The sequence below is a fragment of the Streptococcus symci genome (assembly GCF_006385165.1).
GTDB lineage: Bacteria > Bacillota > Bacilli > Lactobacillales > Streptococcaceae > Streptococcus > Streptococcus symci.
This window is the reverse complement of the sequence record NZ_VFJA01000001.1, coordinates 184,678-208,381: the sequence shown is the minus strand read 5'-3', so window position 1 is coordinate 208,381 and position 23,704 is coordinate 184,678. Positions and strand designations below refer to the sequence as shown.

Annotated in this window: 37 protein-coding genes; 1 reads left to right on the top strand and 36 read right to left on the bottom strand. The window is 41.4% G+C overall.

Annotation, left to right across the window (positions count from 1 at the left end; translation table 11 throughout):
• Positions 1-7 precede the first annotated feature (7 nt).
• From FJN11_RS01085 to ruvB, 3 genes are all read right to left on the bottom strand, one after another.
• Positions 8-766: an undecaprenyl pyrophosphate synthase gene (locus tag FJN11_RS01085; protein WP_000466720.1), complete on the bottom strand. Its 759-nt coding sequence runs from the start codon at positions 764-766 to the stop codon at positions 8-10.
• 346 nt (positions 767-1,112) lie between these two features.
• Positions 1,113-1,685 (bottom strand): nucleotidyltransferase family protein, encoded by a 573-nt coding sequence (locus tag FJN11_RS01075; protein WP_140223852.1) that lies wholly within the window; start codon positions 1,683-1,685, stop codon positions 1,113-1,115.
• A complete protein-coding gene (ruvB, locus tag FJN11_RS01070) occupies positions 1,666-2,664 on the bottom strand; it encodes a Holliday junction branch migration DNA helicase RuvB (protein ID WP_080978338.1) in 999 nt (332 codons plus the stop codon). Before ruvB ends, FJN11_RS01075 begins: the two co-directional genes overlap by 20 nt.
• Before the next feature lie 137 nt (positions 2,665-2,801).
• On the opposite strand from ruvB, the gene FJN11_RS01065 reads away from it, so the two are divergent.
• Positions 2,802-2,894, top strand: coding sequence for a type I toxin-antitoxin system Fst family toxin (locus FJN11_RS01065; protein ID WP_049487415.1), 93 nt, complete (start codon positions 2,802-2,804; stop codon positions 2,892-2,894).
• Positions 2,895-3,438: 544 nt separating this feature from the next.
• Here FJN11_RS01065 and FJN11_RS01060 read toward each other — a convergent pair.
• The 33 genes from FJN11_RS01060 to rplD all read right to left on the bottom strand — a co-directional run bounded on the left by FJN11_RS01060 (position 3,439) and on the right by rplD (position 23,686).
• Positions 3,439-3,855: a GNAT family N-acetyltransferase gene (locus FJN11_RS01060; RefSeq protein ID WP_049552535.1), complete on the bottom strand. Its 417-nt coding sequence runs from the start codon at positions 3,853-3,855 to the stop codon at positions 3,439-3,441.
• 11 nt (positions 3,856-3,866) lie between these two features.
• Positions 3,867-4,562 (bottom strand): GNAT family N-acetyltransferase, encoded by a 696-nt coding sequence (locus FJN11_RS01055; protein WP_049552536.1) that lies wholly within the window; start codon positions 4,560-4,562, stop codon positions 3,867-3,869.
• Positions 4,563-4,671: 109 nt separating this feature from the next.
• Positions 4,672-7,173, bottom strand: coding sequence for a leucine--tRNA ligase (leuS, locus tag FJN11_RS01050; RefSeq protein WP_049552537.1), 2,502 nt, complete (start codon positions 7,171-7,173; stop codon positions 4,672-4,674).
• A gap of 160 nt (positions 7,174-7,333) precedes the next feature.
• Entirely contained in the window at positions 7,334-8,026 is a 693-nt protein-coding gene (locus tag FJN11_RS01045; RefSeq protein WP_049552538.1) for a histidine phosphatase family protein, read from the bottom strand.
• A gap of 243 nt (positions 8,027-8,269) precedes the next feature.
• Positions 8,270-9,607: a PFL family protein gene (locus FJN11_RS01040; protein WP_049552539.1), complete on the bottom strand. Its 1,338-nt coding sequence runs from the start codon at positions 9,605-9,607 to the stop codon at positions 8,270-8,272.
• 9 nt (positions 9,608-9,616) lie between these two features.
• Entirely contained in the window at positions 9,617-9,883 is a 267-nt protein-coding gene (locus tag FJN11_RS01035) for an ACT domain-containing protein (protein WP_140223851.1), read from the bottom strand.
• 265 nt (positions 9,884-10,148) lie between these two features.
• A complete protein-coding gene (gene rplQ, locus FJN11_RS01030; RefSeq protein ID WP_000331493.1) occupies positions 10,149-10,535 on the bottom strand; it encodes a 50S ribosomal protein L17 in 387 nt (128 codons plus the stop codon).
• Positions 10,536-10,546: 11 nt separating this feature from the next.
• Positions 10,547-11,482, bottom strand: a complete 936-nt coding sequence (locus FJN11_RS01025) for a DNA-directed RNA polymerase subunit alpha (RefSeq protein ID WP_000568988.1) — start codon at positions 11,480-11,482, stop codon at positions 10,547-10,549.
• Between the two features lie 42 nt (positions 11,483-11,524).
• Positions 11,525-11,908, bottom strand: a complete 384-nt coding sequence (rpsK, locus tag FJN11_RS01020; protein WP_001118385.1) for a 30S ribosomal protein S11 — start codon at positions 11,906-11,908, stop codon at positions 11,525-11,527.
• Positions 11,909-11,925: 17 nt separating this feature from the next.
• On the bottom strand, positions 11,926-12,291 hold the full coding sequence (rpsM, locus tag FJN11_RS01015) for a 30S ribosomal protein S13 (RefSeq protein WP_000090781.1): 366 nt from the start codon (positions 12,289-12,291) through the stop codon (positions 11,926-11,928).
• Positions 12,292-12,308: 17 nt separating this feature from the next.
• Positions 12,309-12,425 carry a 50S ribosomal protein L36 gene (gene rpmJ, locus FJN11_RS01010; RefSeq protein ID WP_001808836.1) on the bottom strand — a complete coding sequence of 39 codons (117 nt, stop codon included), beginning with the start codon at positions 12,423-12,425 and terminating at the stop codon, positions 12,309-12,311.
• 24 nt (positions 12,426-12,449) lie between these two features.
• Positions 12,450-12,668: a translation initiation factor IF-1 gene (gene infA / locus FJN11_RS01005; RefSeq protein WP_001029883.1), complete on the bottom strand. Its 219-nt coding sequence runs from the start codon at positions 12,666-12,668 to the stop codon at positions 12,450-12,452.
• A gap of 116 nt (positions 12,669-12,784) precedes the next feature.
• Positions 12,785-13,423: an adenylate kinase gene (locus tag FJN11_RS01000; RefSeq protein ID WP_049552540.1), complete on the bottom strand. Its 639-nt coding sequence runs from the start codon at positions 13,421-13,423 to the stop codon at positions 12,785-12,787.
• A gap of 154 nt (positions 13,424-13,577) precedes the next feature.
• The gene (secY, locus tag FJN11_RS00995; RefSeq protein WP_049552541.1) at positions 13,578-14,888 is read right to left on the bottom strand and encodes a preprotein translocase subunit SecY; all 1,311 of its coding nucleotides are present in this window, start codon (positions 14,886-14,888) and stop codon (positions 13,578-13,580) included.
• Positions 14,889-14,900: 12 nt separating this feature from the next.
• On the bottom strand, positions 14,901-15,341 hold the full coding sequence (gene rplO, locus FJN11_RS00990; protein ID WP_000766087.1) for a 50S ribosomal protein L15: 441 nt from the start codon (positions 15,339-15,341) through the stop codon (positions 14,901-14,903).
• Between the two features lie 144 nt (positions 15,342-15,485).
• On the bottom strand, positions 15,486-15,668 hold the full coding sequence (rpmD, locus tag FJN11_RS00985) for a 50S ribosomal protein L30 (RefSeq protein WP_000057241.1): 183 nt from the start codon (positions 15,666-15,668) through the stop codon (positions 15,486-15,488).
• A gap of 13 nt (positions 15,669-15,681) precedes the next feature.
• On the bottom strand, positions 15,682-16,176 hold the full coding sequence (rpsE, locus tag FJN11_RS00980) for a 30S ribosomal protein S5 (protein WP_000874202.1): 495 nt from the start codon (positions 16,174-16,176) through the stop codon (positions 15,682-15,684).
• Between the two features lie 17 nt (positions 16,177-16,193).
• Positions 16,194-16,550, bottom strand: a complete 357-nt coding sequence (rplR, locus tag FJN11_RS00975; protein ID WP_000624044.1) for a 50S ribosomal protein L18 — start codon at positions 16,548-16,550, stop codon at positions 16,194-16,196.
• Between the two features lie 83 nt (positions 16,551-16,633).
• Complete coding sequence (rplF, locus tag FJN11_RS00970) at positions 16,634-17,170, bottom strand: 50S ribosomal protein L6 (protein ID WP_049552542.1); 537 nt, start codon at positions 17,168-17,170, stop codon at positions 16,634-16,636.
• Positions 17,171-17,360: 190 nt separating this feature from the next.
• Entirely contained in the window at positions 17,361-17,759 is a 399-nt protein-coding gene (rpsH, locus tag FJN11_RS00965; RefSeq protein WP_000245504.1) for a 30S ribosomal protein S8, read from the bottom strand.
• 284 nt (positions 17,760-18,043) lie between these two features.
• Positions 18,044-18,229 carry a type Z 30S ribosomal protein S14 gene (locus tag FJN11_RS00960; protein ID WP_001085697.1) on the bottom strand — a complete coding sequence of 62 codons (186 nt, stop codon included), beginning with the start codon at positions 18,227-18,229 and terminating at the stop codon, positions 18,044-18,046.
• Between the two features lie 17 nt (positions 18,230-18,246).
• Entirely contained in the window at positions 18,247-18,789 is a 543-nt protein-coding gene (gene rplE, locus FJN11_RS00955) for a 50S ribosomal protein L5 (protein ID WP_000013542.1), read from the bottom strand.
• 23 nt (positions 18,790-18,812) lie between these two features.
• Positions 18,813-19,118 carry a 50S ribosomal protein L24 gene (gene rplX, locus FJN11_RS00950; protein WP_000497691.1) on the bottom strand — a complete coding sequence of 102 codons (306 nt, stop codon included), beginning with the start codon at positions 19,116-19,118 and terminating at the stop codon, positions 18,813-18,815.
• A 78-nt stretch (positions 19,119-19,196) separates the two neighbouring features.
• Positions 19,197-19,565, bottom strand: coding sequence for a 50S ribosomal protein L14 (rplN, locus tag FJN11_RS00945; protein ID WP_000616545.1), 369 nt, complete (start codon positions 19,563-19,565; stop codon positions 19,197-19,199).
• Positions 19,566-19,590: 25 nt separating this feature from the next.
• Positions 19,591-19,851, bottom strand: coding sequence for a 30S ribosomal protein S17 (gene rpsQ / locus FJN11_RS00940; RefSeq protein ID WP_000440801.1), 261 nt, complete (start codon positions 19,849-19,851; stop codon positions 19,591-19,593).
• A 24-nt stretch (positions 19,852-19,875) separates the two neighbouring features.
• Complete coding sequence (rpmC, locus tag FJN11_RS00935) at positions 19,876-20,082, bottom strand: 50S ribosomal protein L29 (protein ID WP_000772918.1); 207 nt, start codon at positions 20,080-20,082, stop codon at positions 19,876-19,878.
• A 9-nt stretch (positions 20,083-20,091) separates the two neighbouring features.
• A complete protein-coding gene (gene rplP / locus FJN11_RS00930) occupies positions 20,092-20,505 on the bottom strand; it encodes a 50S ribosomal protein L16 (RefSeq protein ID WP_140223850.1) in 414 nt (137 codons plus the stop codon).
• A 3-nt stretch (positions 20,506-20,508) separates the two neighbouring features.
• On the bottom strand, positions 20,509-21,162 hold the full coding sequence (gene rpsC, locus FJN11_RS00925; RefSeq protein ID WP_000529936.1) for a 30S ribosomal protein S3: 654 nt from the start codon (positions 21,160-21,162) through the stop codon (positions 20,509-20,511).
• Positions 21,163-21,174: 12 nt separating this feature from the next.
• A complete protein-coding gene (gene rplV / locus FJN11_RS00920; RefSeq protein ID WP_000818137.1) occupies positions 21,175-21,519 on the bottom strand; it encodes a 50S ribosomal protein L22 in 345 nt (114 codons plus the stop codon).
• 11 nt (positions 21,520-21,530) lie between these two features.
• Complete coding sequence (rpsS, locus tag FJN11_RS00915; protein ID WP_000533766.1) at positions 21,531-21,812, bottom strand: 30S ribosomal protein S19; 282 nt, start codon at positions 21,810-21,812, stop codon at positions 21,531-21,533.
• Positions 21,813-21,915: 103 nt separating this feature from the next.
• Entirely contained in the window at positions 21,916-22,749 is an 834-nt protein-coding gene (rplB, locus tag FJN11_RS00910) for a 50S ribosomal protein L2 (RefSeq protein WP_000512911.1), read from the bottom strand.
• Positions 22,750-22,766: 17 nt separating this feature from the next.
• A complete protein-coding gene (locus FJN11_RS00905; protein ID WP_140223849.1) occupies positions 22,767-23,063 on the bottom strand; it encodes a 50S ribosomal protein L23 in 297 nt (98 codons plus the stop codon).
• A complete protein-coding gene (rplD, locus tag FJN11_RS00900; protein WP_049487408.1) occupies positions 23,063-23,686 on the bottom strand; it encodes a 50S ribosomal protein L4 in 624 nt (207 codons plus the stop codon). The genes FJN11_RS00905 and rplD overlap by 1 nt, the downstream gene beginning before the upstream one ends.
• Positions 23,687-23,704 lie beyond the last annotated feature (18 nt).

The window sequence follows — 23,704 nt, the reverse complement described above, 5'->3', positions numbered from 1 at the left end:
TTTCCTCCTAAACTCCTCCAAATCGGCGATGACGACGATTGTAGGCAAGAATGGCTTCCTGCAAGGCCACCTCGTCAAAATCAGGCCACAAGGTATCTGTAAAATAGAGCTCACTGTAGGCTCCCTGCCATGGAAGGAAATTGCTCAAGCGCAATTCTCCACTAGTACGGATAATCAAGTCCGGATCTCGTAAGTCCTTAGGTAAATGCTGGGTGAAGAGATAGTTGCCAATCAATTCCTCTGTGATGTCACCTGGGTTGATTTTGGCATCTAACACATCCTGAGAAATCAACTTAAGAGCCTGTGTAATCTCAGCACGCCCACCATAGTTGAGGGCAAAATTAAGAATCAAACCTGTGTTGTTCTTAGTCAATTCCTCAGCTTTAGTCAGAGCTTCAAAGGTTTGCTTAGGCAGGCGGTCCGTTTCCCCAATCATTTGAATCTTAACATTATTCGCATGCAATTCTGGGACATAATTATCATAAAACTCTACTGGCAAGTTCATGATAAACTTGACTTCCTGATCGGGACGGGTCCAGTTTTCTGTAGAAAAAGCATAGACCGTAATAACCTTAACGCCTAGTTTGTTGGCTGCCTTGGTCACAGTTTGCAATGCTTCCATACCCGCCTTGTGTCCAAAGACTCGCGGTTGCATACGTTTTTTAGCCCAACGGCCATTGCCATCCATGATGATGCCGATATGAGCAGGAACCTGTGTCGGAACCTCTACTTCCACAGCCTTATCTTTCTTAAAAAATCCAAACATGATCTTATTCCTATTCAAAAATCTATCGTTTCATTATACCATATTTCCCTATTTTCTTCTATCACTAAGCTATTTATACTCTTCGAAAATCAAATTCAAACCACGTCAGCTCTATCTGCAACCTCAAAACAGTGTTTTGAGCAACCTGCGGCTAGCTTCCTAGTTTGCACTTTGATTTTCATTGAGTATTATTCTCAGGCACAAAGCCCATTTCCAAAAAAATAAGCCGCCTGATTGGGCGACTCTATTTTTTTATAGGGAGATTATTATGAAAAAGTTTTAGGAGTTTAAGTTAAGGTCTTCTTAACTTATGGACTTAGTATACACTTCCTAGCTTAAAGTTTCCTTAAGTATTTTTAAAAATCAAATTTTTCCATTTCTCCTGCCAATTTTTCTTGGTTAGACGTGTTCGATAAAGTTCCATTCGGTCTTCATTCTCTAAAAAATGAGGAGTTGGACGAACTTGAAAATTTAAAATATCCTCCAAACCATAAGGTGCATAGAGTTCCAAAGCGGATTCTTCATTCAAGCGCAGTCCAACTGCCGTACACCGTTCTGGATACTTACTCATAGCATCACAAGAGCTGCTATAGGGAGCAGTATGAGGACTGTGCTGATGCATATAGACTTGATTTTTCAATTCCCACTGGTACTGAGGAAAGTCCTCTCTCAGATTTTTCTCTAGGGACAAGGTTTCCTCATAAGAAATATCTGGATCAAAGAAAATGACATCTACATCTGTTTCACAGTCAAAAGGGGATTTGTCTGACAAGAGATTCCAGATGAAATTTCTGACAGAACCTGCTGCCAACCACGAGTCTTTCAGACCAAGGTTTCGGATGATAGTCAGAATAGCCATCATATCCGGATTTTCTCTAAAAGCCTCTAGAATTTCTTGCTCATTTTTCACTGTATTCATAACCTAAATGCTCATATGCCTTAGCAGTCGCCACCCGTCCAGAACGTGTCCGCATGATAAAACCTTTTTGAATTAAGTAAGGCTCATACATGTCTTCCACCGTCTCGCGCTCCTCGGCAATATTGACAGAGAGAGTTCCTAAGCCGACGGGACCACCACCGTACATCTCAATCATGGTGCGAAGGATTTTTTGATCCACATAGTCCAAACCTTCATGGTCAACATCCAGCATAGTCAAAGCCTTATCGGTAATAAAATCATCGATAACCCCATTCCCCATTATCTGGGCAAAATCGCGCACGCGCTTGAGGAGACGATTGGCAATACGAGGGGTTCCACGACTACGCAAGGCCAGCTCGGATGCTGCCTCATGAGTGATTTTCATCTCAAAAATATCTGCCGTCCGCTCAACAATTTCCGTCAAGTCAGCATGGGCATAATACTCCATATGACCTGTAATCCCAAAACGTGCCCGTAGCGGATTTGACAGCATACCAGCCCGAGTCGTCGCACCAATCAAGGTAAAAGGTGGCAACTCCAAATGAACACTGCGACTGCCTTCACCAGCCCCAATCATGATATCAATGTAGAAGTCCTCCATGGCACTATAAAGCACCTCTTCCACAGACATGGGCAAGCGATGAATCTCATCAATAAAAAGGACATCCCCAGGCTCTAAGTCATTCAAAATCGCTACCAAATCCCCAGCTTTTTCAATGACTGGACCCGAAGTCTGCTTAAGATTGACACCTAGTTCGTTGGCAATAACAAAAGCCATGGTCGTTTTCCCCAAGCCTGGAGGTCCAAATAAGAGCACATGATCTAGCGCTTCATCCCGCATTTTGGCAGCTTCTATAAAGATTTGAAGCTGGTCCTTAACCTTATCCTGTCCAATATATTCACGTAAATACTGAGGACGGAGCGTACGTTCTACTAACTCCTCATCCCCCATTATCTCATTATCTAAAATTCTACTCATGGCTCTATTATATCAAAAATCCAAGCCACAAACAAAAAAGCCACCCGATTGGGTGACTCCTGAATTTAGCACTTATGTTGGTTGTATAATATTATACGGCACTTCTACACCACCTACGAAAGGAGGTGAGATAGCCCATGATGGAATTAGTACTCAAAACTATCATCGGACCAATTGTAGTCGGTGTCATTCTTCGATTAGTCGATAAATGGCTAAACAAGGACAAATAGTGTCAAAAAAGACCCTAAGCTTAATATGGAAGTTAGCTTGGGGTCTTTTCTAGCCTATGATATAGAACTAGTACTCAATTCCTTTTTATTATCCCATAGTTCACAAATTTTGTCAAAGGTTTATATTCTCGACTTTTCAAGCTTTAACCCTCTGTACAACAATATGATGACTCACTCCTTGACAACCAAGAGCATTATTACAGTAGTTCTAGTCCTTCAATTAACAGTCACTTACATTCAAAGTGAGGTTGAAGTAGATGAAGCTACAACAGACCTATTTCTTAATCATATTCGCTAAAAAGTCCCCGCCAATTCCCCGACCAAAATCCGAAAAATATCGAAAAATATCGAAAAATGATTTTTAGAATAGTCCCCAAAAGCCTGAAATAGAGCCAAAAAACTCCACCTGATTGGGTGGAGTTAAGGGAGATTATTATGAAAAAGAAAAGTTTAGGATTTTATTAAATAAAGTTAGGAGGTCTTTATTTAATGACTATATGATACTAGACCATCCTTAAACTTAGCTTAAGAAAAACAAATTTTGTTATTTTTCTCTGTTTACCCAAATCATTCCTGTACAATCATAGGTGGATAAAGTTTCAAACCCCATAGAACGATAAAATCCAACGTTTTTTTCTGTCTGTTCTGTCGCCAGCTGGACTTGATAAGCCTCTTTAAAATCCTCTAAAGTCTCTTTCATCAAGGAGCTACCAATTCCTTGGCGCTGATAGCTAGGTAAAACAATCAAATCCTGTACAAAAACTGACGAAAAACCATCTCCAACCAAACGAATCAAGCCCACCACAGCATCACCATCAAGTGCCAGATAAATTGCTAATGAGTGAGACAAGGCCTGCTCCAGCATCTGAGGTTGATTTGTATAATTTGTCCAACCGACAGCCTGATAGAGATAAAAAACATCCTCGAGCTTGACAATTTCTTGTTTTCTAATGATTATCATGTCACCACCTCTTAGAGCTCTCTCAAACTCTTGTGCTGTCGTCCATTTTGGTCAAAATTTTCAGGAGACAACCACGTTTCCAAACGTGTTTTGACGTTTGGCCAGTCCTTATCAATCATAGACAACCAATCCGTATCCCTCGTCCGTCCCTTATAAACCACTGCCTGACGGAAGGTTCCTTCATAAATAAAGCCCAAACGTTCCGCTGCTCGTCTGGATGGCAGATTTAAGGCATCGCATTTCCACTCATAGCGACGATAGTGGAGTTCTTCAAAAACATAGCGAGCGAGGAGATACTGGGCTTCAGTTCCTATCCGTGTTCCCCTGAGCTCTGGAGAAAAAGTGACCGCCCCCACTTCTATTACTCGGTTATTCTGGTCAATGCGCATGAGAGAAAAAGTTCCCAAAGCCTTACCAGTCTCCTTGTCTATGATGGCATAGTAAAAACGATCCTTACGAGCCAACATCTGATTTAAAAGAGTAACCAGCTCCTCCATATCTGCCACTGGCTCCTGAAAAAGGTAGGTCCACATCTCCTGAGGCGTATCAGGGCCATAAACAGCTAATAAATCCTCCGCATGCTTTTCCACCGAAAGAGCTTCTATTCGAGCATAACGCCCTTCTAAGAAATCAATAGCAGGCAATTCACCTGGTGTATAACCTTCCATTGACTCCCCGATCATCTGACCATATTCGTTTACTGGCATCTTATTCTCCTTGTTTCGCTTTCCAAACTTTATAGTTGCACATAGTATATCATACTTTCATAACAAGATTCAAAAAATCCTCCAGATTCTACTCTGAAGGATTCATTTCTTATTTCACAACAATATTAACCAATTTATTCGGTACCGCAATCACTTTCACGATTTCCTTACCGTCAATTTCTGCTTTGACTTTTTCATCAGCGAGAGCAATTTCTTGTAATTCTTCGCGTGATAGGTCTTTAGCGACCATGAGTTTGGCACGGACTTTACCTTTGATTTGGACAACGATTTCAATTTCGTCTTCAACCAATTTGCTTTCGTCCCATGTTGGCCAAGCCACGTAAGAGATTGACTCACCTGTTGCTGCAACTGTTTGCCAGAGCTCTTCTGCCAAGTGAGGCGCAAATGGTGCAATCAATTGAATAAAGCCTTTGGCGTAGTCTGCATAAAGCTTGTCTTCCTTGTTAGCCGCATTGACAAAGACCATAAGTTGGGCAATGGCTGTGTTGAATTTGAGGGATTCGATTTGCTCTGTGACAGCTTTAACGGTTTCGTTGTAAACTTTGTCAAGAGCGCCATTGTTTTCCGCAACAATTTCCTTACTTGTAATCAAACGGTAAACACGGTCAAGGAATTTACGGCTTCCTTCCAAACCTTCTTCAGACCAAGCGATTGAAGCATCAAGTGGCCCCATAAACATTTCATAAACACGAAGGGTGTCGGCACCGTATTGTTCCACCACATCGTCTGGGTTAACAACGTTCTTGAGGGACTTAGACATCTTGGCTGGCGCTTGTTCCAATTCTTCTCCTGTTTCCACATGGAAGAAGGAACCGTCACGTTTTTCAACCTTATCGGTTGCCACAAGAGCGCCACGGTGGTCACGGTAGCTTGTTCCCAAAATCATTCCTTGGTTAAAGAGTTTTTGGAATGGTTCTTTAGTTGGAACAACACCGAGGTCAAAGAGGAATTTATGCCAGAAACGAGCGTAGAGCAAGTGAAGCACAGCGTGCTCTGCACCACCCACGTAGATATCTACTGGCAACCATTGTTTGAGAAGATCCTCATCGGCCAATTTCTCAGTATTGTGTGGGTCGATATAGCGGAGATAGTACCAGCTTGAACCTGCCCATTGTGGCATAGTGTTGGTTTCACGACGACCTTTGATGCCATCTTCACGGGTCACTTCAAGCCAATCTGTCAAGTTAGCCAATGGACTTTCCCCTGTACCTGAAGGGCGGATGTCCTTGGTTACAGGCAAGACAAGTGGCAATTCACTTTCAGGAACAGCTGTTGAAGTTCCATCTTCCCAATGAATGATAGGAATTGGCTCACCCCAGTAACGTTGACGGCTAAAGAGCCAGTCGCGGAGACGGTAGGTGACCTTCTCTTGTCCACAGCCTTTTTCTTCCAACCAAGCCACAATCTTGGCAATAGCATCTTCTTTGTTGAGTCCATCTAGGAAGTCTGAATTGACATGAAGTCCATCTTCTGTGTAGGCAGCTTCTTCAACGTTTCCACCTTCAAGTACTTCGACGATTGGAAGGTCAAATTGTTTGGCAAATTCCCAGTCACGTTGGTCATGGGCAGGGACAGCCATAACGGCACCTGTTCCGTAACTAGCAAGAACATAGTCAGCAATCCAGATTGGAATTTCCTTACCATTGACAGGGTTGACGGCATAAGCACCAGTCCAAACCCCTGTTTTTTCTTTGGCAAGGTCTGTACGAGCCAAGTCAGATTTGAGGCTAGCTTGGTGTTTATAGTCTGCTACTGCCTCTGCTTGCTCTGAACTTGTGATAGCATCTACTAATTCATGTTCAGGAGCCAAGACAGTGAAAGTCGCACCGAAAAGAGTATCAGGACGAGTAGTAAAGACAGTGAATTCCTTGTCTGTTCCTTTTACTTTGAAAGTTACATTGGCACCAGTTGATTTCCCAATCCAGTTGCGTTGCATATCCTTGATAGACTCTGGCCAATCAAGCTCGTCTAAGTCATTAAGCAAGCGCTCTGCATAGGCCGTGATTTTGAGCATCCATTGGCGCATTGGTTTACGGACAACTGGATAGCCTCCACGCTCAGAAGTTCCGTCAGGAAGAACCTCTTCATTAGCAATAGCTGTTCCCAATTCCTCAACCCAGTTTACTGGTACTTCCGCTTCATAGGCCAAACCTTTTTCGTAAAGCTTAGTGAAAATCCATTGCGTCCACTTGTAGTAGTTTGGATCTGTTGTATTGACTTCACGATCCCAGTCATAAGAAAATCCAAGCGCATTGATTTGGCGTTTGAAGTTGGCAATATTCTCAGCTGTAAATTCAGCTGGGTCATTACCTGTATCCATAGCGTATTGCTCTGCAGGCAAACCAAAAGCATCCCAACCCATTGGGTGAAGGACATTGTATCCTTGCGCACGTTTGAAACGGCTGAGGATATCGGTTGCAGTATAGCCTTCTGGATGTCCTACGTGCAGACCTGCTCCAGATGGATAAGGGAACATATCAAGAGCATAAAACTTCGGTTTTGATGCATCTGTCCCTGTCTTAAATGTATGATGTTCTGCCCAGTAGCCCTGCCACTTAGGCTCAATTTCTTTATGATTGTAAAAACTCATGGTCTCTCTCCAATTTTGTGATGTTACTATTATACCATTTTTGAGGGAATTTGAAAGACGAGAAATGTTCTTTTAGACTTGGATAGCAAGAAAGACCGAATCGCAAATCCAACTTATTTAGCAGTATAAAAAATTAGCTCACATTTAGAGCTAACTTCTATTAACTATTTGTCTCTTGCATCTTCTCCCGTCCTAGTTCTCGGTAACTACGGTCACCGACAACCTCAACTCTAAACTGGCCGCCCTCATATTCAAGGATAGTCACGCTACCATTATCTAGACCATGCGGATGCATGCCATTAATCAGATAAACAATGGTTCCGATGGTCATTCCGTGGCTGACAACGAGAGCGTTGCCCCCACCTTGTTCTTCCATTTCTTTGGCAATCGCTTCAAAACCTTCCTTGATTCGACCACTGAGTTTTTCCCAACCTTCAGCCCAACCAGCTGTATCGACCTCTACCAAACCCTCAGCCAGTTCAGCATAAGACAATTGATGAACGTGGTCCACATTAAAGATACGAGGAATAATGCCCATGAAAAGATCACCATCGTAGGCTCCATCAAAACTACCGAAACACCATTCTCTGATACGCTTATCCATGCGATAAGGGATTTTTCCCTGCAAGCCAAGTTCATCAAGGATAATTCCCATTGTCTGAATGGTGCGCCCTGAATCACTGGAATAAGCACGTTCAAACTGTAAACCAGATTCTCGCAAACCGATTCCTAATTCTTGAATCCCTCGCTCACCTTCAGCTGTTAAGGGAGTATCGCTCCAACCTTGCGCGCGACCAATCGTGTTAAACATAGTCTTGCCATGACGTACCAAATACAATCGTACTTTTACCATTTTCCGTCCTCCGTTTGCTTCTATTATATCATGGATGATAAAACAAAAGCCACCCAGACAGGTGACTTTTGCAGGAGATTATTATGAAAAAGTTTAGGAGTTCATTAAATAAAGATATTAGATGAAAATCAAATTCAAACTAAATCAGTGTTATCTGTTTCAAATAATATTAGGAGGTCTTTATTTAATGATTATAGTATACACATCCAACCTTAAATAGAACTTAAAATTTCTCCTATTTTCTTAATTTTTAAAACTATGAATTGGTGCTGGGATTTGTCCTCCACGAGAGATGAAATCAACAGACGAAGCCCCATTGACTTTCATAACAGGTGCAGTACCTAATAGGCCACCAAATTCAATCATATCGCCTTCTTTTCCTTTGGGAATGATACGAACAGCTGTTGTTTTCATGTTAATGACACCAATTGCAGCCTCATCCGCAATCATGGCGGAAATGGTTTCAGCAGGAGTATCTTCTGGGATGGCAATCATATCCAAACCAACGGAACAGATAGCCGTCATAGCTTCTAGTTTTTCTAAATTAAGAGAGCCATTTTGCACTGCAGCAATCATTCCTTCATCCTCTGAAACAGGGATAAAGGCGCCAGACAAACCACCGACTTGGTTGCAGGCCATAACTCCGCCCTTCTTAACTTGGTCATTCAAGAGAGCCAAGGCAGCCGTCGTTCCATGCGTACCAACTGTCTCTAGTCCCATTTCCTCAAGGACACGTGCTACAGAGTCTCCAACCGCAGGAGTTGGTGCCAAACTCAAGTCCACAATACCAAACTCCACACCCAGTCTCTCACTGGCCATTTGACCAACCAATTGACCGATACGAGTGATTTTAAAGGCAGTTTTCTTAACTGTTTCGGCTACTACATCAAAGCTCTGTCCACGAACTTTTTCCAAGGCACGTTTCACCACACCAGGACCAGAAACTCCGACATTAATGATAACATCTGCCTCCCCAACACCATGAAAGGCACCCGCCATAAACGGATTGTCCTCAACAGCATTAGCGAATACAACCAACTTAGCCGCCCCCATATCAGATAGAGTTGCCGTTTCCTTGATAACTCGTCCCATATCTGCGACAGCCGTCATATTGATACCAGACTTGGTTGAGCCGATATTGACTGACGAGCAGACCTTGTCCGTTTCAGCCAAAGCACGAGGAATAGAATTGATGAGAATCTCATCTCCCTTTTGATACCCTTTTTGTACCAAGGCAGAAAAACCACCAATAAAGTCCACACCAATCTCTTTCGCAGCCTTATCAAGCGCTTTTGCCAGAACCACATAGTCCGTCGCATCTGTCGCTGCCCCAATCAAAGAGATAGGAGTCACCGATACACGCTTATTAACGATTGGAATCCCCAACTCAGCCGCAATTTCATCGCCAACAGCCACTAAATTAGCTGCCTTGGTCGTAATCTTTTGATAAATTTTCTCCGCAGCACGATTGATATCTGGATCAATACAGTCCAAAAGAGAAATCCCCATGGTAATGGTTCTGATATCGAAGTTTTGCTCCTCAATCATGGCAATGGTTTCAGTAACTTGTCTAATATCCATGTGCACCTCCTAGATATCATACATAGCTTCGAAAATCGCTGCACTCTGAATATTGATTTTTACATTCAAAGTTTGCCCAAAAGCTTCAAATTCATTACGAAGATAGGTAAAATCTTGCTTTTTATCACTAGAGACGACAGCCATCATCGTGAAATATTCATCCAAGACGGTTTGAGAGATATCATCAATATTCAACCCCAATTCTGCAATTTTACCAGAAACACCTGCAACAATTCCAGATTTATCTTTACCAACAACAGTTATAATCGCTTTCATAAGCAAACTCCAATTCTTCTTTTAATTAGGAAACCTGAACATTAAACAGGATTCTTTTCAAATAGTATAGCATAATTCTAACGAAAATACTCAAAAACGCCTGCTTACGAAGTTGTTCTTAAGCAAAAAACAATTTCGTAAACAAGCGTCTACTATCCCAACTTATGATGAGTGTTCCCGCTAGGACCGAGATCCTAGCGGTAGACCAGAGCTAGACTAAGAGCACAAGACTCCATCATCATAACACTCAACAAAATTGATGATTTTATACTAATTCGATGATCGCCATTGGCGCTGCATCACCACGACGTGGTTCAGTTTTAAGGATACGAGTGTATCCACCGTTACGTTCAGCATAACGAGGTGCGATTTCTGAGAACAATTTTTGAAGTGCTGTAGTAGAAGTGTACTTATCAGTTGCTTCATCATAGTTTTCAGATGCGATTTCATTACGTACGAAAGCAGCTGCTTGACGACGTGCATGCAAATCACCACGTTTACCTAGAGTAATCATTTTTTCAACAGTTTTACGGATTTCTTTAGCACGAGCTTCAGTTGTCACGATTGATTCGTTGATCAAAAGGTCAGTTGTCAAATCGCGAAGCATTGCTTTACGTTGTGAGCTAGTGCGTCCTAGTTTACGGTAAGCCATGTATTCCTCCTTTATTTATCTTTTAATCCAAGACCCAAATCAATGAGTTTGAGTTTCACTTCTTCCAAACTCTTGCGTCCAAGATTTCGTACTTTCATCATCTCTGCTTCAGATTTTTCTGTCAAATCATGCACAGTATTGATACCGGCACGTTTCAAACAGTTGTATGAACGCACAGACAAGTCCAGTTCCTCAATCGTACGATCCAAAATACGATCGTCAGATTCAGTGTCAGCTTCTTTCATCACTTCAGTTGACTTAGCAATCTCAGTAAGATTTGTAAACAAATCAAGATGTTCTGTCAAAATACGTGCTGAAAGCCCTAAAGCATCTTCTGGAATAATTGTTCCATTTGTCAAGATTTCAAGGGTTAATTTGTCAAATCCATCATTGCTACCTACACGAGCAGGTTCCACTTGATAGTTGACTTTTGTAACTGGTGTATAAATAGAATCTACAGCAAGTGTTCCAACTGGTGCATTATCTTTTTTATTTTCATCAGCAGGTACATATCCACGACCACTGTTAACAGTCATAGTCGCTTTTAGGGAAGAACCTTCACCGATTGTAAAGAGATAATGATCTGGATTTACAATTTCAATATCGCTATCTGTCAAAATGTCACCAGCTGTTACTTCAGCAGGACCTTCAACATCCAGTTCGATGATTTTTTCGTCTTCAACGTACGATTTCACTGCAATTCCTTTAATGTTCAGAATGATTTGCATCACGTCTTCACGAACACCTGGAACTGTGTCAAATTCATGTAACACACCATCAATATTGATAGATGTCACAGCTGCTCCTGGTAGAGAAGCTAGAAGTACACGACGAAGAGAGTTACCAAGAGTTGTACCGTAGCCACGTTCAAGTGGTTCGATTACAAACTTGCCATAATCTTTATTTTCATCAATTTTTGTTATATTTGGTTTTTCAAACTCGATCATTTAGTTACTCCCTCTTAAACGAAAAGCAGTGTAATGCGATGATTATACACGGCGACGTTTTGGAGGACGAGCACCATTGTGTGGCACTGGAGTCACATCACGAATTGCTGTTACTTCAAGACCAGCGGCAGCAAGCGCACGAATAGCTGACTCACGACCAGAACCTGGACCTTTTACAGTAACTTCAACTGATTTAAGACCGTGTTCTTGTGCAGATTTAGCAGCAGCTTCAGAAGCCATTTGAGCAGCGAATGGTGTAGATTTACGAGAACCTTTGAAACCAAGAGCACCAGCTGATGACCAAGCAATTGCATTACCATGCACATCAGTAATCATAACAATAGTGTTATTAAATGTAGCGTGAATATGAGCAATACCAGATTCGATATTCTTTTTCACACGACGTTTACGTGTTGGTTTAGCCAAGACTTTTACCTCCTATATTATTTTTTCTTACCAGCAATCGCAACAGCTTTACCTTTACGAGTGCGAGCGTTGTTTTTAGTGTTTTGTCCACGGACAGGAAGTCCACGACGGTGACGGATACCACGGTATGAACCGATTTCCATCAAACGTTTGATGTTCAAGTTTACTTCACGACGAAGGTCACCTTCAACTTTGATTGCATCCACTTCACGACGGATAGCATCTTCTTGATCTGATGTAAGATCACGTACACGAACATCTTCTGAGATTCCAGCAGCAGCCAAAATTTTCTTAGATGTTGCAAGTCCGATACCATAAACATAAGTCAATGAGATTACTACACGTTTGTCATTTGGAATGTCAACTCCAGCAATACGAGCCATGTTTTCTCCTTTCTATCTTATCCTTGACGTTGTTTGTGTTTTGGATTTGCTGGGCAAATCACCATAACACGACCATTACGACGAATAACTTTACAGTATTCGCAAATTGGTTTGACCGATGGTCTTACTTTCATTTCTTATCCCTCCAAGTTTTTCGATTATTTAAAGCGGTAAGTGATACGTCCACGTGTCAAGTCATATGGACTCATTTCGACAGTAACACGATCTCCCGCTAAAATACGAATATAGTTTTTACGAATTTTACCAGAAACTGTTGCTAAAATCTGATGTCCATTTTCAAGTTCAACCGTAAACATTGCATTCGGCATTGTATCAACTACTTTGCCTTCAACTTCAATCACATCGTCTTTTGCCACGCAAAAGCACCTCCATAAATTTCGATTCGATGCCTCTAGACACAGAGACAACAATTATAAGTCAGACTATCTCAGTATAACATTTGTAGCGGATTTTTGCAAGTGTGAAAAACGCTTTATTTCAAATTTGTCAATACTTTTTCGATATCTGAAAAGACATCATTGATATCTTGATTACCTTCGATGTCATGAACCAAACCTTTAGCACGGTAGTGAGCAATGATTGGTTCTCCTTGAGCAATATTAACGTCCAAACGACGTTTTACTGTCTCAGGCTTATCATCTTCACGTTGGTAGTAATCTTCTTCTTTATAGTCAACTGGTGGGTTAAAGACCTTGTGGAAAGTTTCTCCAGTTACGCGGTGGATGATACGGCCACTCAAACGTTCCAAGAGGCTATCTGGATTCACTTTAATGTTGATGACACCTTCTAGTTCAATGCCAAGTTCAGCCAATGTTTTGTCCAAGGCATGAGCTTGTTCGATTGTACGCGGGTAACCATCCAACAAGAATCCTGTTTCTTTAATATCATCTTGTGAAAGACGTTCTTTTACGATTCCATTTGTCACTTCGTCAGGAACCAATTCACCCTTGTCAATGTATGACTTAGCAAGAACACCCATTTCAGTTTGATTTGCCATAGCAGCGCGGAACATATCACCTGTTGAGATATGTGCAACATGGAATTGTTCTACGATTTTTGCTGCTTGAGTTCCCTTACCTGCACCAGGTAAGCCCATAATCAAAAGATTCATTATTTGATCTCCTTATTTTATTTTTAAATAGAAGCAAAAAATCTTTTCACCCCTATTTAAAAACAAAATAGAAGAGGGGAGACCAAACTCTTACAAATGTTAGAGTTAAACCTCCACTCCCTCAGCATTTACTATTCAAGTAAATACTTCTATTTTATTCTGTTCTATCCATGAAACCAACATACTTACGTTTCAGTAAGTAACCTTCTAATTGCTTGATTCCTTCAATACCTGTAGAGATAATGATCAAAAGACTAGTACCTCCAAAAGCAACTGCTTCTGAAAGTCCAAAGATATCTTTTGCCACAATCGGTAATATGGAAATCACACCAAGGAAGAGGGAACCAACAGTTGCAAGACGACGAAGAAGTTTAGACATATATTCTTCTGTACCTTTACCAGGACGGACTCCGTGGATATAGGCACCGCTCTTTTGTAGGTTCTCTGCCGCTTTTTCAGGATTAATCTGTACAAACGTATAGAAGAATGTAAAGAGAATAATCAACAAAGCATACATGGCAATACCAGTTGGTGAAGTTGTTGCCAGCATTTCTTGTGCTGTTCTCACCCAAGGCCAATCATGACCTGTAGCACTCAAAAACTGAAGAATAGCCGCAGGCGCTGCAGTAATCGAACTTGCAAAGATAACAGGGATAACTCCAGCAGGGTTTACCTTCAAAGGAAGGTAAGAGCTAGATGGAGCACCTTGTGCAACTTTAGTATATTGGATAGGAATTTTGTATTCTGCTTGTTGAACATAAGTTGTAAAGTAAATGATCAACAATACAGTAATAATCAAAATGATTACAAAAATAATAGATGAGTTGATACGGCTACTTGGGACGTTCACAAAGTAGTCCACATAGATGCCCTGAATCATCTCTGGAATTGAGGCAACAATCCCGGCAAAGATAATCATAGAAACACCATTTCCGTATCCCTTATCTGTAATTTGCTCTCCCAACCAAGTCACAATCATGCTACCAGCTGTTAAGATGATACCAATCATGATAAAAACTTGTGGAGTAAGAGCTGTTTTCAACAATTGAGCTCCAGCCAAAGTATTAAAACCAGCTGTAATCCCGATAGATTGCACAAAGGCTAAAACAAGAGCAATATAACGAGTAGCTTGATTTAATTTTCTTCGACCTACTTCCCCTTGTTTACCCCACTCTACAAATTTTGGTAAAATATCCATTTGCAAGAGCTGGACAACGATAGAAGCCGTAATGTAGGGACTAACACCAAGAGCAAAAACTGAAAAGTTTTTCATGGCATTCCCTGACACCAAGCTCAACATGTTTAAGAAGGATAATCCACTTAAAGCATTCAAGCTATTGGCATTCACACCAGGAACTGTAATGCTAGTTCCGATACGAAAAACCAAAACAATAAAAATTGTGAATAAAATTTTTGATCGAACCTGCTTGACTTTAAGAGCTTCTCTTAATAATTTAAAAAACATAGGTCACCTCTCTTAGATGACTTCTACTGAACCACCTTTAGCAGTGATAGCTTCTTCAGCTGATTTAGAGAATTTAGCTGCTTTCACAGTCAATTTCTTAGTCAACTCACCGTTACCAAGAATTTTAATACCTGATTTTTCAGCTTTAACAATTCCTGCTTCGATAAGAACAACTGGAGTAACTTCAGCACCATCTTCAAAGACGTTCAATTGGTCAAGGTTCACAATTGCGTATTCTTTAGCGTTGATATTAGTGAATCCACGTTTTGGAAGACGACGGAACAATGGAGTTTGTCCACCTTCAAAACCAAGACGTACACCGCCACCACTACGAGCTTTTTGACCTTTTTGACCACGACCAGATGTTTTACCGTTACCTGATGAAGTACCACGACCAACGCGGTTACGTACTTTACGAGAACCTTCTGCAGGTTTCAATTCATGAAGTTTCATTTTTATTTTCTCCTCTTTTGTAAAATGCTAGCGCCGATAAGGGAGAAAAGGTTGTCTCCCCCATCAACTCGCCTATACGACGTCATCATAGATGACTATATCTAGTTTTAGGGGATGGTATAGTGCACATCCCCTAAAAATTCATTAGTTTACTTCTTCAACTGTTACCAAGTGAGATACTGCTGTGATCATACCACGGATAGCAGCGTTATCTTCTTTAATAACAGAGCTGTTCAATTTGCCAAGTCCAAGTGCTACAACAGTTTTACGTTGTGATGGAATGCGTCCGATTGGAGACTTAGTCAAAGTAATTTTAATTTGAGCCATTTTATCCCCTTTCTTATGCCAAATCAGAAACTGAAATACCACGAAGGGCAGCAACTTCTTCAGCGCGTTTCAATTGTTTTAAACCTTCAACAGTTGCACGAACAATGTTGATTGGAGTGTTAGAACCAAGTGATTTAGATGTAATATCTGCCACACCTGCCAATTCCACAACGGCACGAACTGCACCACCAGCGGCAACTCCAGAACCTTCTACAGCAGGTTTCAACAATACTTTAGCTCCACCGAATTCTGAAAGAACTTCGTGTGGGATTGTTGTTCCAACCATAGGAACTTCGATCAAGTTTTTCTTAGCATCATCTACTGCTTTACGGATTGCTTCTGGAACTTCTTGAGCTTTACCAGTACCAAATCCTACGCGACCGTTGTGGTCACCAACAACAACAAGAGCTGCGAAACGAAGACGACGTCCACCTTTAACAACTTTTGTAACACGGTTGACAGCAACTACGCGTTCTTCTAATTCAACTGCATTGTCTTTAAATGCCATTTTCTAGTGTCCTCCTATTAGAATTTCAATCCGTTTTCACGAGCTGCATCAGCCAAAGCTTTCACACGTCCGTGATATAGATATCCACCGCGGTCGAACACCACTTCTGAAATACCTTTAGCGTTTGCACGTTCTGCAACGAGTTTACCGACAGCAACGGCTTGTTCAGTTTTAGTTCCTTTTGAAACTTCTTTGTCAAGAGTTGAAGCACTTGCGAGCGTTACACCCGCTACGTCATCAATCACTTGAGCGTAGATGCCTGTATTAGAACGGAATACGTTCAAACGTGGGCGATCAGCAGTTCCAGAGAGTTTTCCGCGAACGCGACGGTGGCGTTTTTGGCGGAGTTTGTTTTTATCTGGTTTTGAAATCACAGTTTTCACCTCTTTAGTTTTAAATCGTGTGCTATGCACAAAGTTGGAAAATAAGTTGTTGGTTGAGAAGCAACCACTCAACATTATTTACCTGTTTTACCTTCTTTACGGCGAACGAATTCACCAACGTAACGGATACCTTTACCTTTATATGGTTCTGGTGAACGAAGGCTACGTACGTAAGCAGCTGTTTGACCAACTACTTCTTTTGAAATTCCGCTAACAACGATTGTTGTTGGGTTTGGAAGCTCAAAAGTAATTCCTTCTGGAGCTTCAACTTCGTCTGGATGAGATTTACCAACAGCCAAAACAAGTTTAGATCCTTGAAGTTGTGCACGGTAACCAACCCCGCGCATTTCAAGTTCTTTCTTGAATCCTTCTGATACACCAACAACCATGTTGTTCAAAAGGGCACGAGTAGTTCCATGGATAGTTTTCATTTCTTTTGAATCGTTTGGACGGTGAAGGGTTACTTCAGTACCTTCCACACGGATTTCAATATCTTTTGAGAACTCACGAGTAAGTTCTCCTTTAGGTCCTTTTACAGTTACAACGTTGTCATTGTTAGTGATTTCAACACTAGCAGGCAACACGATAACTTTATTACCAATACGTGACATGTTTATTTCTCCTGTTAAATTGTCAGGCCAGAACGGCCAGTTTTCACGGGGTTCGGATACTTATTTAGTTCAAGAGCTGAACTGAACACGCTCTAAGAACTGTGCAAAATAGATAAGTTGGCTTGTTTGTAAACAAACTTCTCCAACTTCCTAATTTTGCTTTGTTCTTTACGAGCTTTGTATCTTGATTTTACCAAACGTAAGCGATAACTTCTCCACCAACATTCTTTTGGCGTGCTTCTTTATCAGTAAGCAAACCTTCAGAAGTTGAAAGGATAGCAATTCCAAGTCCGTTAAGAACTTTTGGAAGGTCTTCACGTTTTTTGTAGACACGAAGTCCTGGTTTAGAAACACGTTTCAAGTTAGTGATAACTTTTTCACCGTTTGGTCCGTATTTAAGGAATACACGGATGATGCCTTGTTTGTCATCTTCGATGATTTCAACGTTTTTTACAAAACCTTCGCGTTTAAGGATTTCAGCAATCCCTTTTTTGATGTTTGATGCAGGTACTTCAAGTACTTCGTGTTTAGCTTGGTTAGCGTTACGAATACGAGTTAGGAAGTCTGCGATTGGGTCAGTCATAACCATTTTGTTTTTCTCCTCTTACTAGTAGTTTGCAAGTTGCACTTGCTAGTTAATACATGATACAAAGAGCGTAACAGCACGAGCAAAAATAGGCAATTTGATGCAGGAGCGATGCTCCAAAGCAAATTGGTCTTTTTTGCCAAAGCTGTAGCTCGTGTTCAAATTGGCAAATCCAACTGAACCCGGGCTAAACTCTGTGTGAAAAAGATAAACTTTCCTAGAAACTTCAGTTTCTTCGTCAAGTTTCCTATTTTCACTTGGAGTTTTGACGCCCTTGATATCTTAAATTACCAAGATGCTTTTGTTACACCAGGGATTTGTCCTTTGTAAGCTAATTCACGGAAGCAAACACGGCAAAGTTTAAATTTGCGGTAAACTGAATGTGGACGACCACATTTTTCACAACGAGTATAAGCTTGAGTAGAGAACTTCGCTGGACGTTTGTTCTTAGCAATCATTGATTTTTTAGCCATTAGATTTACCTCCTATATTATTTTGCAAAAGGCATTCCAAGGCCTGTAAGCAATGCACGTGACTCTTCGTCAGTGTTAGCAGTTGTTACGATAACGATGTCAAGACCACGAGTTTTGTCAACGTCATCGAAGTTGATTTCTGGGAAGATCAATTGTTCTTTCACACCAAGTGTGTAGTTTCCGCGTCCATCAAATGATTTTGTTGGAACACCGTGGAAGTCACGTACACGTGGAAGTGAAACTGAAACCAATTTATCCAAGAATTCGTACATACGTTCACCACGAAGGGTAACTTTTGCACCGATCGCAACACCTTCACGAAGACGGAAGCCGGCGATTGATTTTTTAGCTTTAGTGATAAGTGGTTTTTGACCTGAGATAAGTGCCAATTCTTCAGCAGCTTTTTCAAGGCTTTTAGCGTTTGATACAGCTTCACCAACACCCATGTTCAAAACGATCTTATCTACTTTAGGCACAGCCATCACTGATGAGTAGTTGAATTGTTCTGTCAAAGCAGGAACTACTTCATTAAGATATTTTTCTTTTAAACGATTTGCCATTATACTTCTCCTTTCCTTCGTGATTAATCAAGCACTTCGCCTGATTTTTTGTTGTAGCGAACTTTTTTACCGTCTACAAATTTGTAACCAACACGACCAGCTACACCATTTTTGTCCAAAACTTGAACGTTTGATACGTGGATAGCTGCTTCTTTCTCGATGATACCACCTTGAGGAAGCTCGTTAGTTGGACGTTGGTGTTTCTTAACGATGTTAACACCTTCAACGATAACTTTGTTTACTTTTGGAAGGGCAGTAAGGACAACAGCTTCTGTTCCCTTATCTTTACCAGCGATTACGCGAACTTTGTCGCCTTTTTTTACAAACATTAGGTTTCTCCTTGATTTTTCTTACGCCCATAAGGGCACCCTGGAGGTAAATCCAGGGGACTAGTTTGTTTCTAAAAATTAAAGTACTTCTGGAGCTAGTGACACGATCTTCATGAAGCCACCTTCACGCAATTCACGTGCAACTGGGCCAAAGATACGTGTTCCGCGAGGAGTTTTGTCTTCACGGATGATAACTGCTGCGTTTTCGTCAAATTTGATGTATGAACCATCAGCACGACGAGCACCTGATTTAGTACGAACGATAACTGCTTTAACAACGTCACCTTTTTTAACCGCACCACCAGGAGTAGCTTGTTTTACAGATGCCACGATAACATCACCGATGTTTGCAAATTTACGTCCTGAACCACCAAGAACTTTGATAGTCAAGATTTCGCGAGCACCGCTGTTGTCTGCGACTTTCAAACGAGTTTCTGTTTGAATCATTTCAGTTTTCTCCTTTCAGGTTTGATTAGATGATGACCGCTTCTTCAACAACTTCTACAAGACGGAAACGTTTTGTAGCTGAAAGCGGGCGAGTTTCCATGATACGTACGATATCGCCTTCTTTGGCAACATTGTTTTCATCATGAGCTTTGTATTTTTTAGAGTAGTTAATACGTTTACCATAGACTGGGTGGTTACGTTTTGTTTCAACTACAACTGTGATTGTCTTGTCCATTTTGTCAGATACAACACGTCCAACAAGAACTTTACGATTATTGCGTTCCATTGAAATTTCTCCTTCCCTAGTCTATTATTTCGCTTCAGATTGAACTGTTTTGATACGAGCGATTTGTTTTTTAACTTCTTTCAAGCGAGCTGTTTGTTCCAATTGACCAGTAGCAGCTTGGAAACGAAGTTCAAACAATTCTTTTTTCAATTCGTTTTCGCGCTTCGCGAGTTCTTCTTGAGAAAGACCACGAAGTTCTTTAACAAATTCTTTTACTTCATTAAGTTTCATGCCTTCTCCTTATTCTGCTTCACGTTTTACGAATTTACATTTAACTGGCAATTTGTGGCTAGCAAGACGAAGCGCTTCGCGAGCGATATCTTCAGATACACCAGCGATTTCGAACATCACTTTACCACGTTTAACTGGTGCTACCCAACCTTCAGGTGCCCCTTTACCAGATCCCATACGCACACCGATAGCTTTAGCAGTGTATGATTTGTGTGGGAAGATTTTAATCCAAACTTTACCACCACGTTTCATGTAACGAGTCATGGCGATACGAGCAGCTTCGATTTGGCGGTTAGTGATCCAGTGGCTAGTTGTAGCTTGAAGACCGTATTCACCGAATGCTACTTCTTTTCCACCTTTTGCTTCACCGCGCATTTTTCCACGGAATTCACGACGGTGTTTAACACGTTTAGGTACTAACATTGGTTATTTACCTCCTTTAGTGTTTTTGCGAGCTGGAAGAACTTCACCACGGTAGATCCATACTTTAACACCAAGTTTACCGTATGTAGTATCTGCTTCTTCCCAAGCGTAATCGATATCTGCACGAAGTGTGTGAAGTGGAACAGTTCCTTCAGAGTATCCTTCAGCACGGGCGATATCTGCACCGTTCAAACGACCTGATACTTGAGTTTTGATTCCTTTAGCTCCAGCACGCATTGCACGTTGGATTGCTTGTTTTTGTGCACGACGGAAAGCAACACGTTGCTCCAATTGACGAGCAATTCCTTCACCTACAAGGTGAGCATCCAAATCAGGTTGTTTGATTTCGATGATGTTGATGTGTACTTGTTTTCCAGTCAATTTGTTAAGTTTTGCACGGAGTGCATCAACGTTAGCACCACCTTTACCGATAACCATACCTGGTTTAGCAGTGTGAAGTGAAACGTTAACTTTGTTTACTGCGCGTTCGATTTCGATAGTTGAAACTGCTGCGTCAGCAAGTTCTTTTTGAACGAATTTACGGATTGCAAGATCTTCATGAAGGTAATCCGCGTATTCTTTTTCAGCATACCATTTGGCATCCCAATCACGGATGATGCCGACACGCATACCAATTGGATGTACTTTTTGACCCACGATTTTACCTCCTTATTTTTCTGCAACAGCTACAGTGATGTGAGCTGTACGTTTGTTGATTGGTGAAGCTGAACCTTTCGCACGTGGACGGAAACGTTTCATAGTTGGTCCTTCGTTTGCGAATGCTTCAGATACTACCAAGTTAGCTTTATCCAAACCAAAGTTGTTTTCAGCATTAGCTACAGCTGAGTTCAAAACTTTCAAGATGATTTCAGCAGCTTTGTTTGGAGTGAATGTCAAAATTGCGATTGCATCGGCTACGCTTTTACCACGGATGTTATCAAGAACAAGACGTGATTTACGAGGTGAAACACGTACTGTACGAGCCATTGCTTTAGCTGAAGTAATTTCTGCCATTTATGTTCTCCTTATTTTCTACGTGTTTTCTTGTCGTCTGCAGCGTGACCTTTGTAAGTACGAGTTGGTGCAAATTCACCAAGTTTGTGACCTACCATGTCTTCTTGGATGTAAACAGGTACGTGTTTACGTCCGTCATAAACTGCAATAGTGTAACCAATGAAACTTGGAAAGATCGTTGAACGACGTGACCAAGTTTTAATAACTTTTTTCTTTTCGTCGTTAGCTTGAGCTTCAACTTTTTTCATCAAATGCTCATCGACGAAAGGTCCTTTTTTAAGACTGCGTCCCATTTTTATATTTTCTCCTTTAAATGTTGTACCACAGCGGCTTGCGCTCACATGAAGCGCTACCGAGCTGGCGGATTTACTAGTTGCTTAAGTGACTAGTTTAATATTATTTCTCGTTGCGACGACGAACGATAAGTTTGTCAGATTTCGCTTTCTTGTTACGAGTTTTAAGACCAAGAGCAGGTTTGCCCCATGGAGTAGATGGTGCTTTACGACCAACTGGTGCTTTACCTTCACCACCACCGTGTGGGTGATCGTTAGGGTTCATTACAGAACCACGAACTGTTGGGCGGATACCTTTCCAACGGCTACGTCCTGCTTTACCAAGGTTTACAAGTCCGTGTTGTTCGTTTCCGACAACACCAACTGTAGCACGACAAGTTCCAAGAATCATACGAACTTCACCTGATTGAAGACGAACAAGAACGTATTTACCTTCAGAACCCAATACTTGAGCAGATGCTCCAGCAGCACGTACCAATTCACCACCACGACCTGGTTTCAACTCGATGTTGTGGATCAAAGTACCAACTGGGATGTTTGCAAGTGGAAGAGCATTTCCGACTTTGATATCTGCTTCTGGACCTGAAACGATACGTTGACCTACTTCAAGACCTTTTGGAGCGATGATGTATGCTTTCACACCGTCAGTGTAATGTACAAGAGCGATGTTTGCAGAACGGTTTGGATCGTACTCGATTGTTTTAACAACTGCTTCAACGTTGTCTTTGTTACGTTTGAAGTCAACCAAACGGTAGAAACGTTTGTGTCCACCACCTTGGTGACGAACTGTGATACGACCGTTGTTGTTACGACCAGCCTTGCTCTTCAATGCAACAAGCAATGATTTTTCAGGAGTGCTTGTTGTGATTTCAGCGAAATCCAAAGAAGTCATATTACGGCGACCGTTTGTTGTTGGTTTATAAACACGAATTCCCACGATATTTCCTCCTTAGATTATTCAGCTTCAGCAGCAAACAACTCGATTGCTTTAGAATCAGCTGTAAGTGTGATGATAGCTTTTTTAGTTTTGTTAGTCAAACCAGTGTAACGTCCAACACGTTTAGCTTTTGGTTTTACGTTGATTGTGTTAACGTTGGCAACTTTAACACCTTCGAAAGCAGCTTCAACAGCTTGCTTGATCAAAAGTTTGTGTGCACGAGTGTCAACTTCAAATACATATTTTCCTGCTTCAAGTTGAGCCATTGAGCTTTCAGTGATTACAGGTTTTTTGATAACATCATACAAATTCATTATGCAAGAACCTCCTCGATTTTAGAGATAGCTGCTTGAGTAACAAGAAGTTTGTCACTATTTGCGATGTCAAGAACACTTGCAGTTGTAGCAGTCGCAACTTTCACGTTTGGAAGGTTACGAGCTGAGAGAGCTGCGAATTCGTTTCCTTCTTCAAGAATAACAAGGACTTTAGAATCGATGCTCAAAGCTGCAAGAACTTTTGCAAATTCAGCAGTTTTTGGAGCTGTAAATTCAAGAGAATCAACGGCTACAAATTTATTTTCAGCAACTTTTTCTGAGTAAACAGATTTAAGCGCAAGGCGACGAACTTTTTGAGGAAGTTTGTACGCATAGCTACGTGGAGTTGGTCCGAAGACGATTCCACCACCACGCCATTGTGGAGAGCGGATAGAACCTTGACGAGCACGTCCAGTTCCTTTTTGACGCCATGGTTTGCGTCCGCCACCTGAAACAGCTGAGCGGTTTTTAACTGCGTGAGTTCCTTGACGAAGGCTAGCACGTTGGCTGATGATCACATCAAACACAACAGATTGGTTTGGTTCGATACCAAAGATTGCATCGTTAAGAACAACTTCGCCCGCTTCTTTACCAGTTTGGTCGAATAATGTTACATTTGCCATTTTGACTGTATTCCCCTT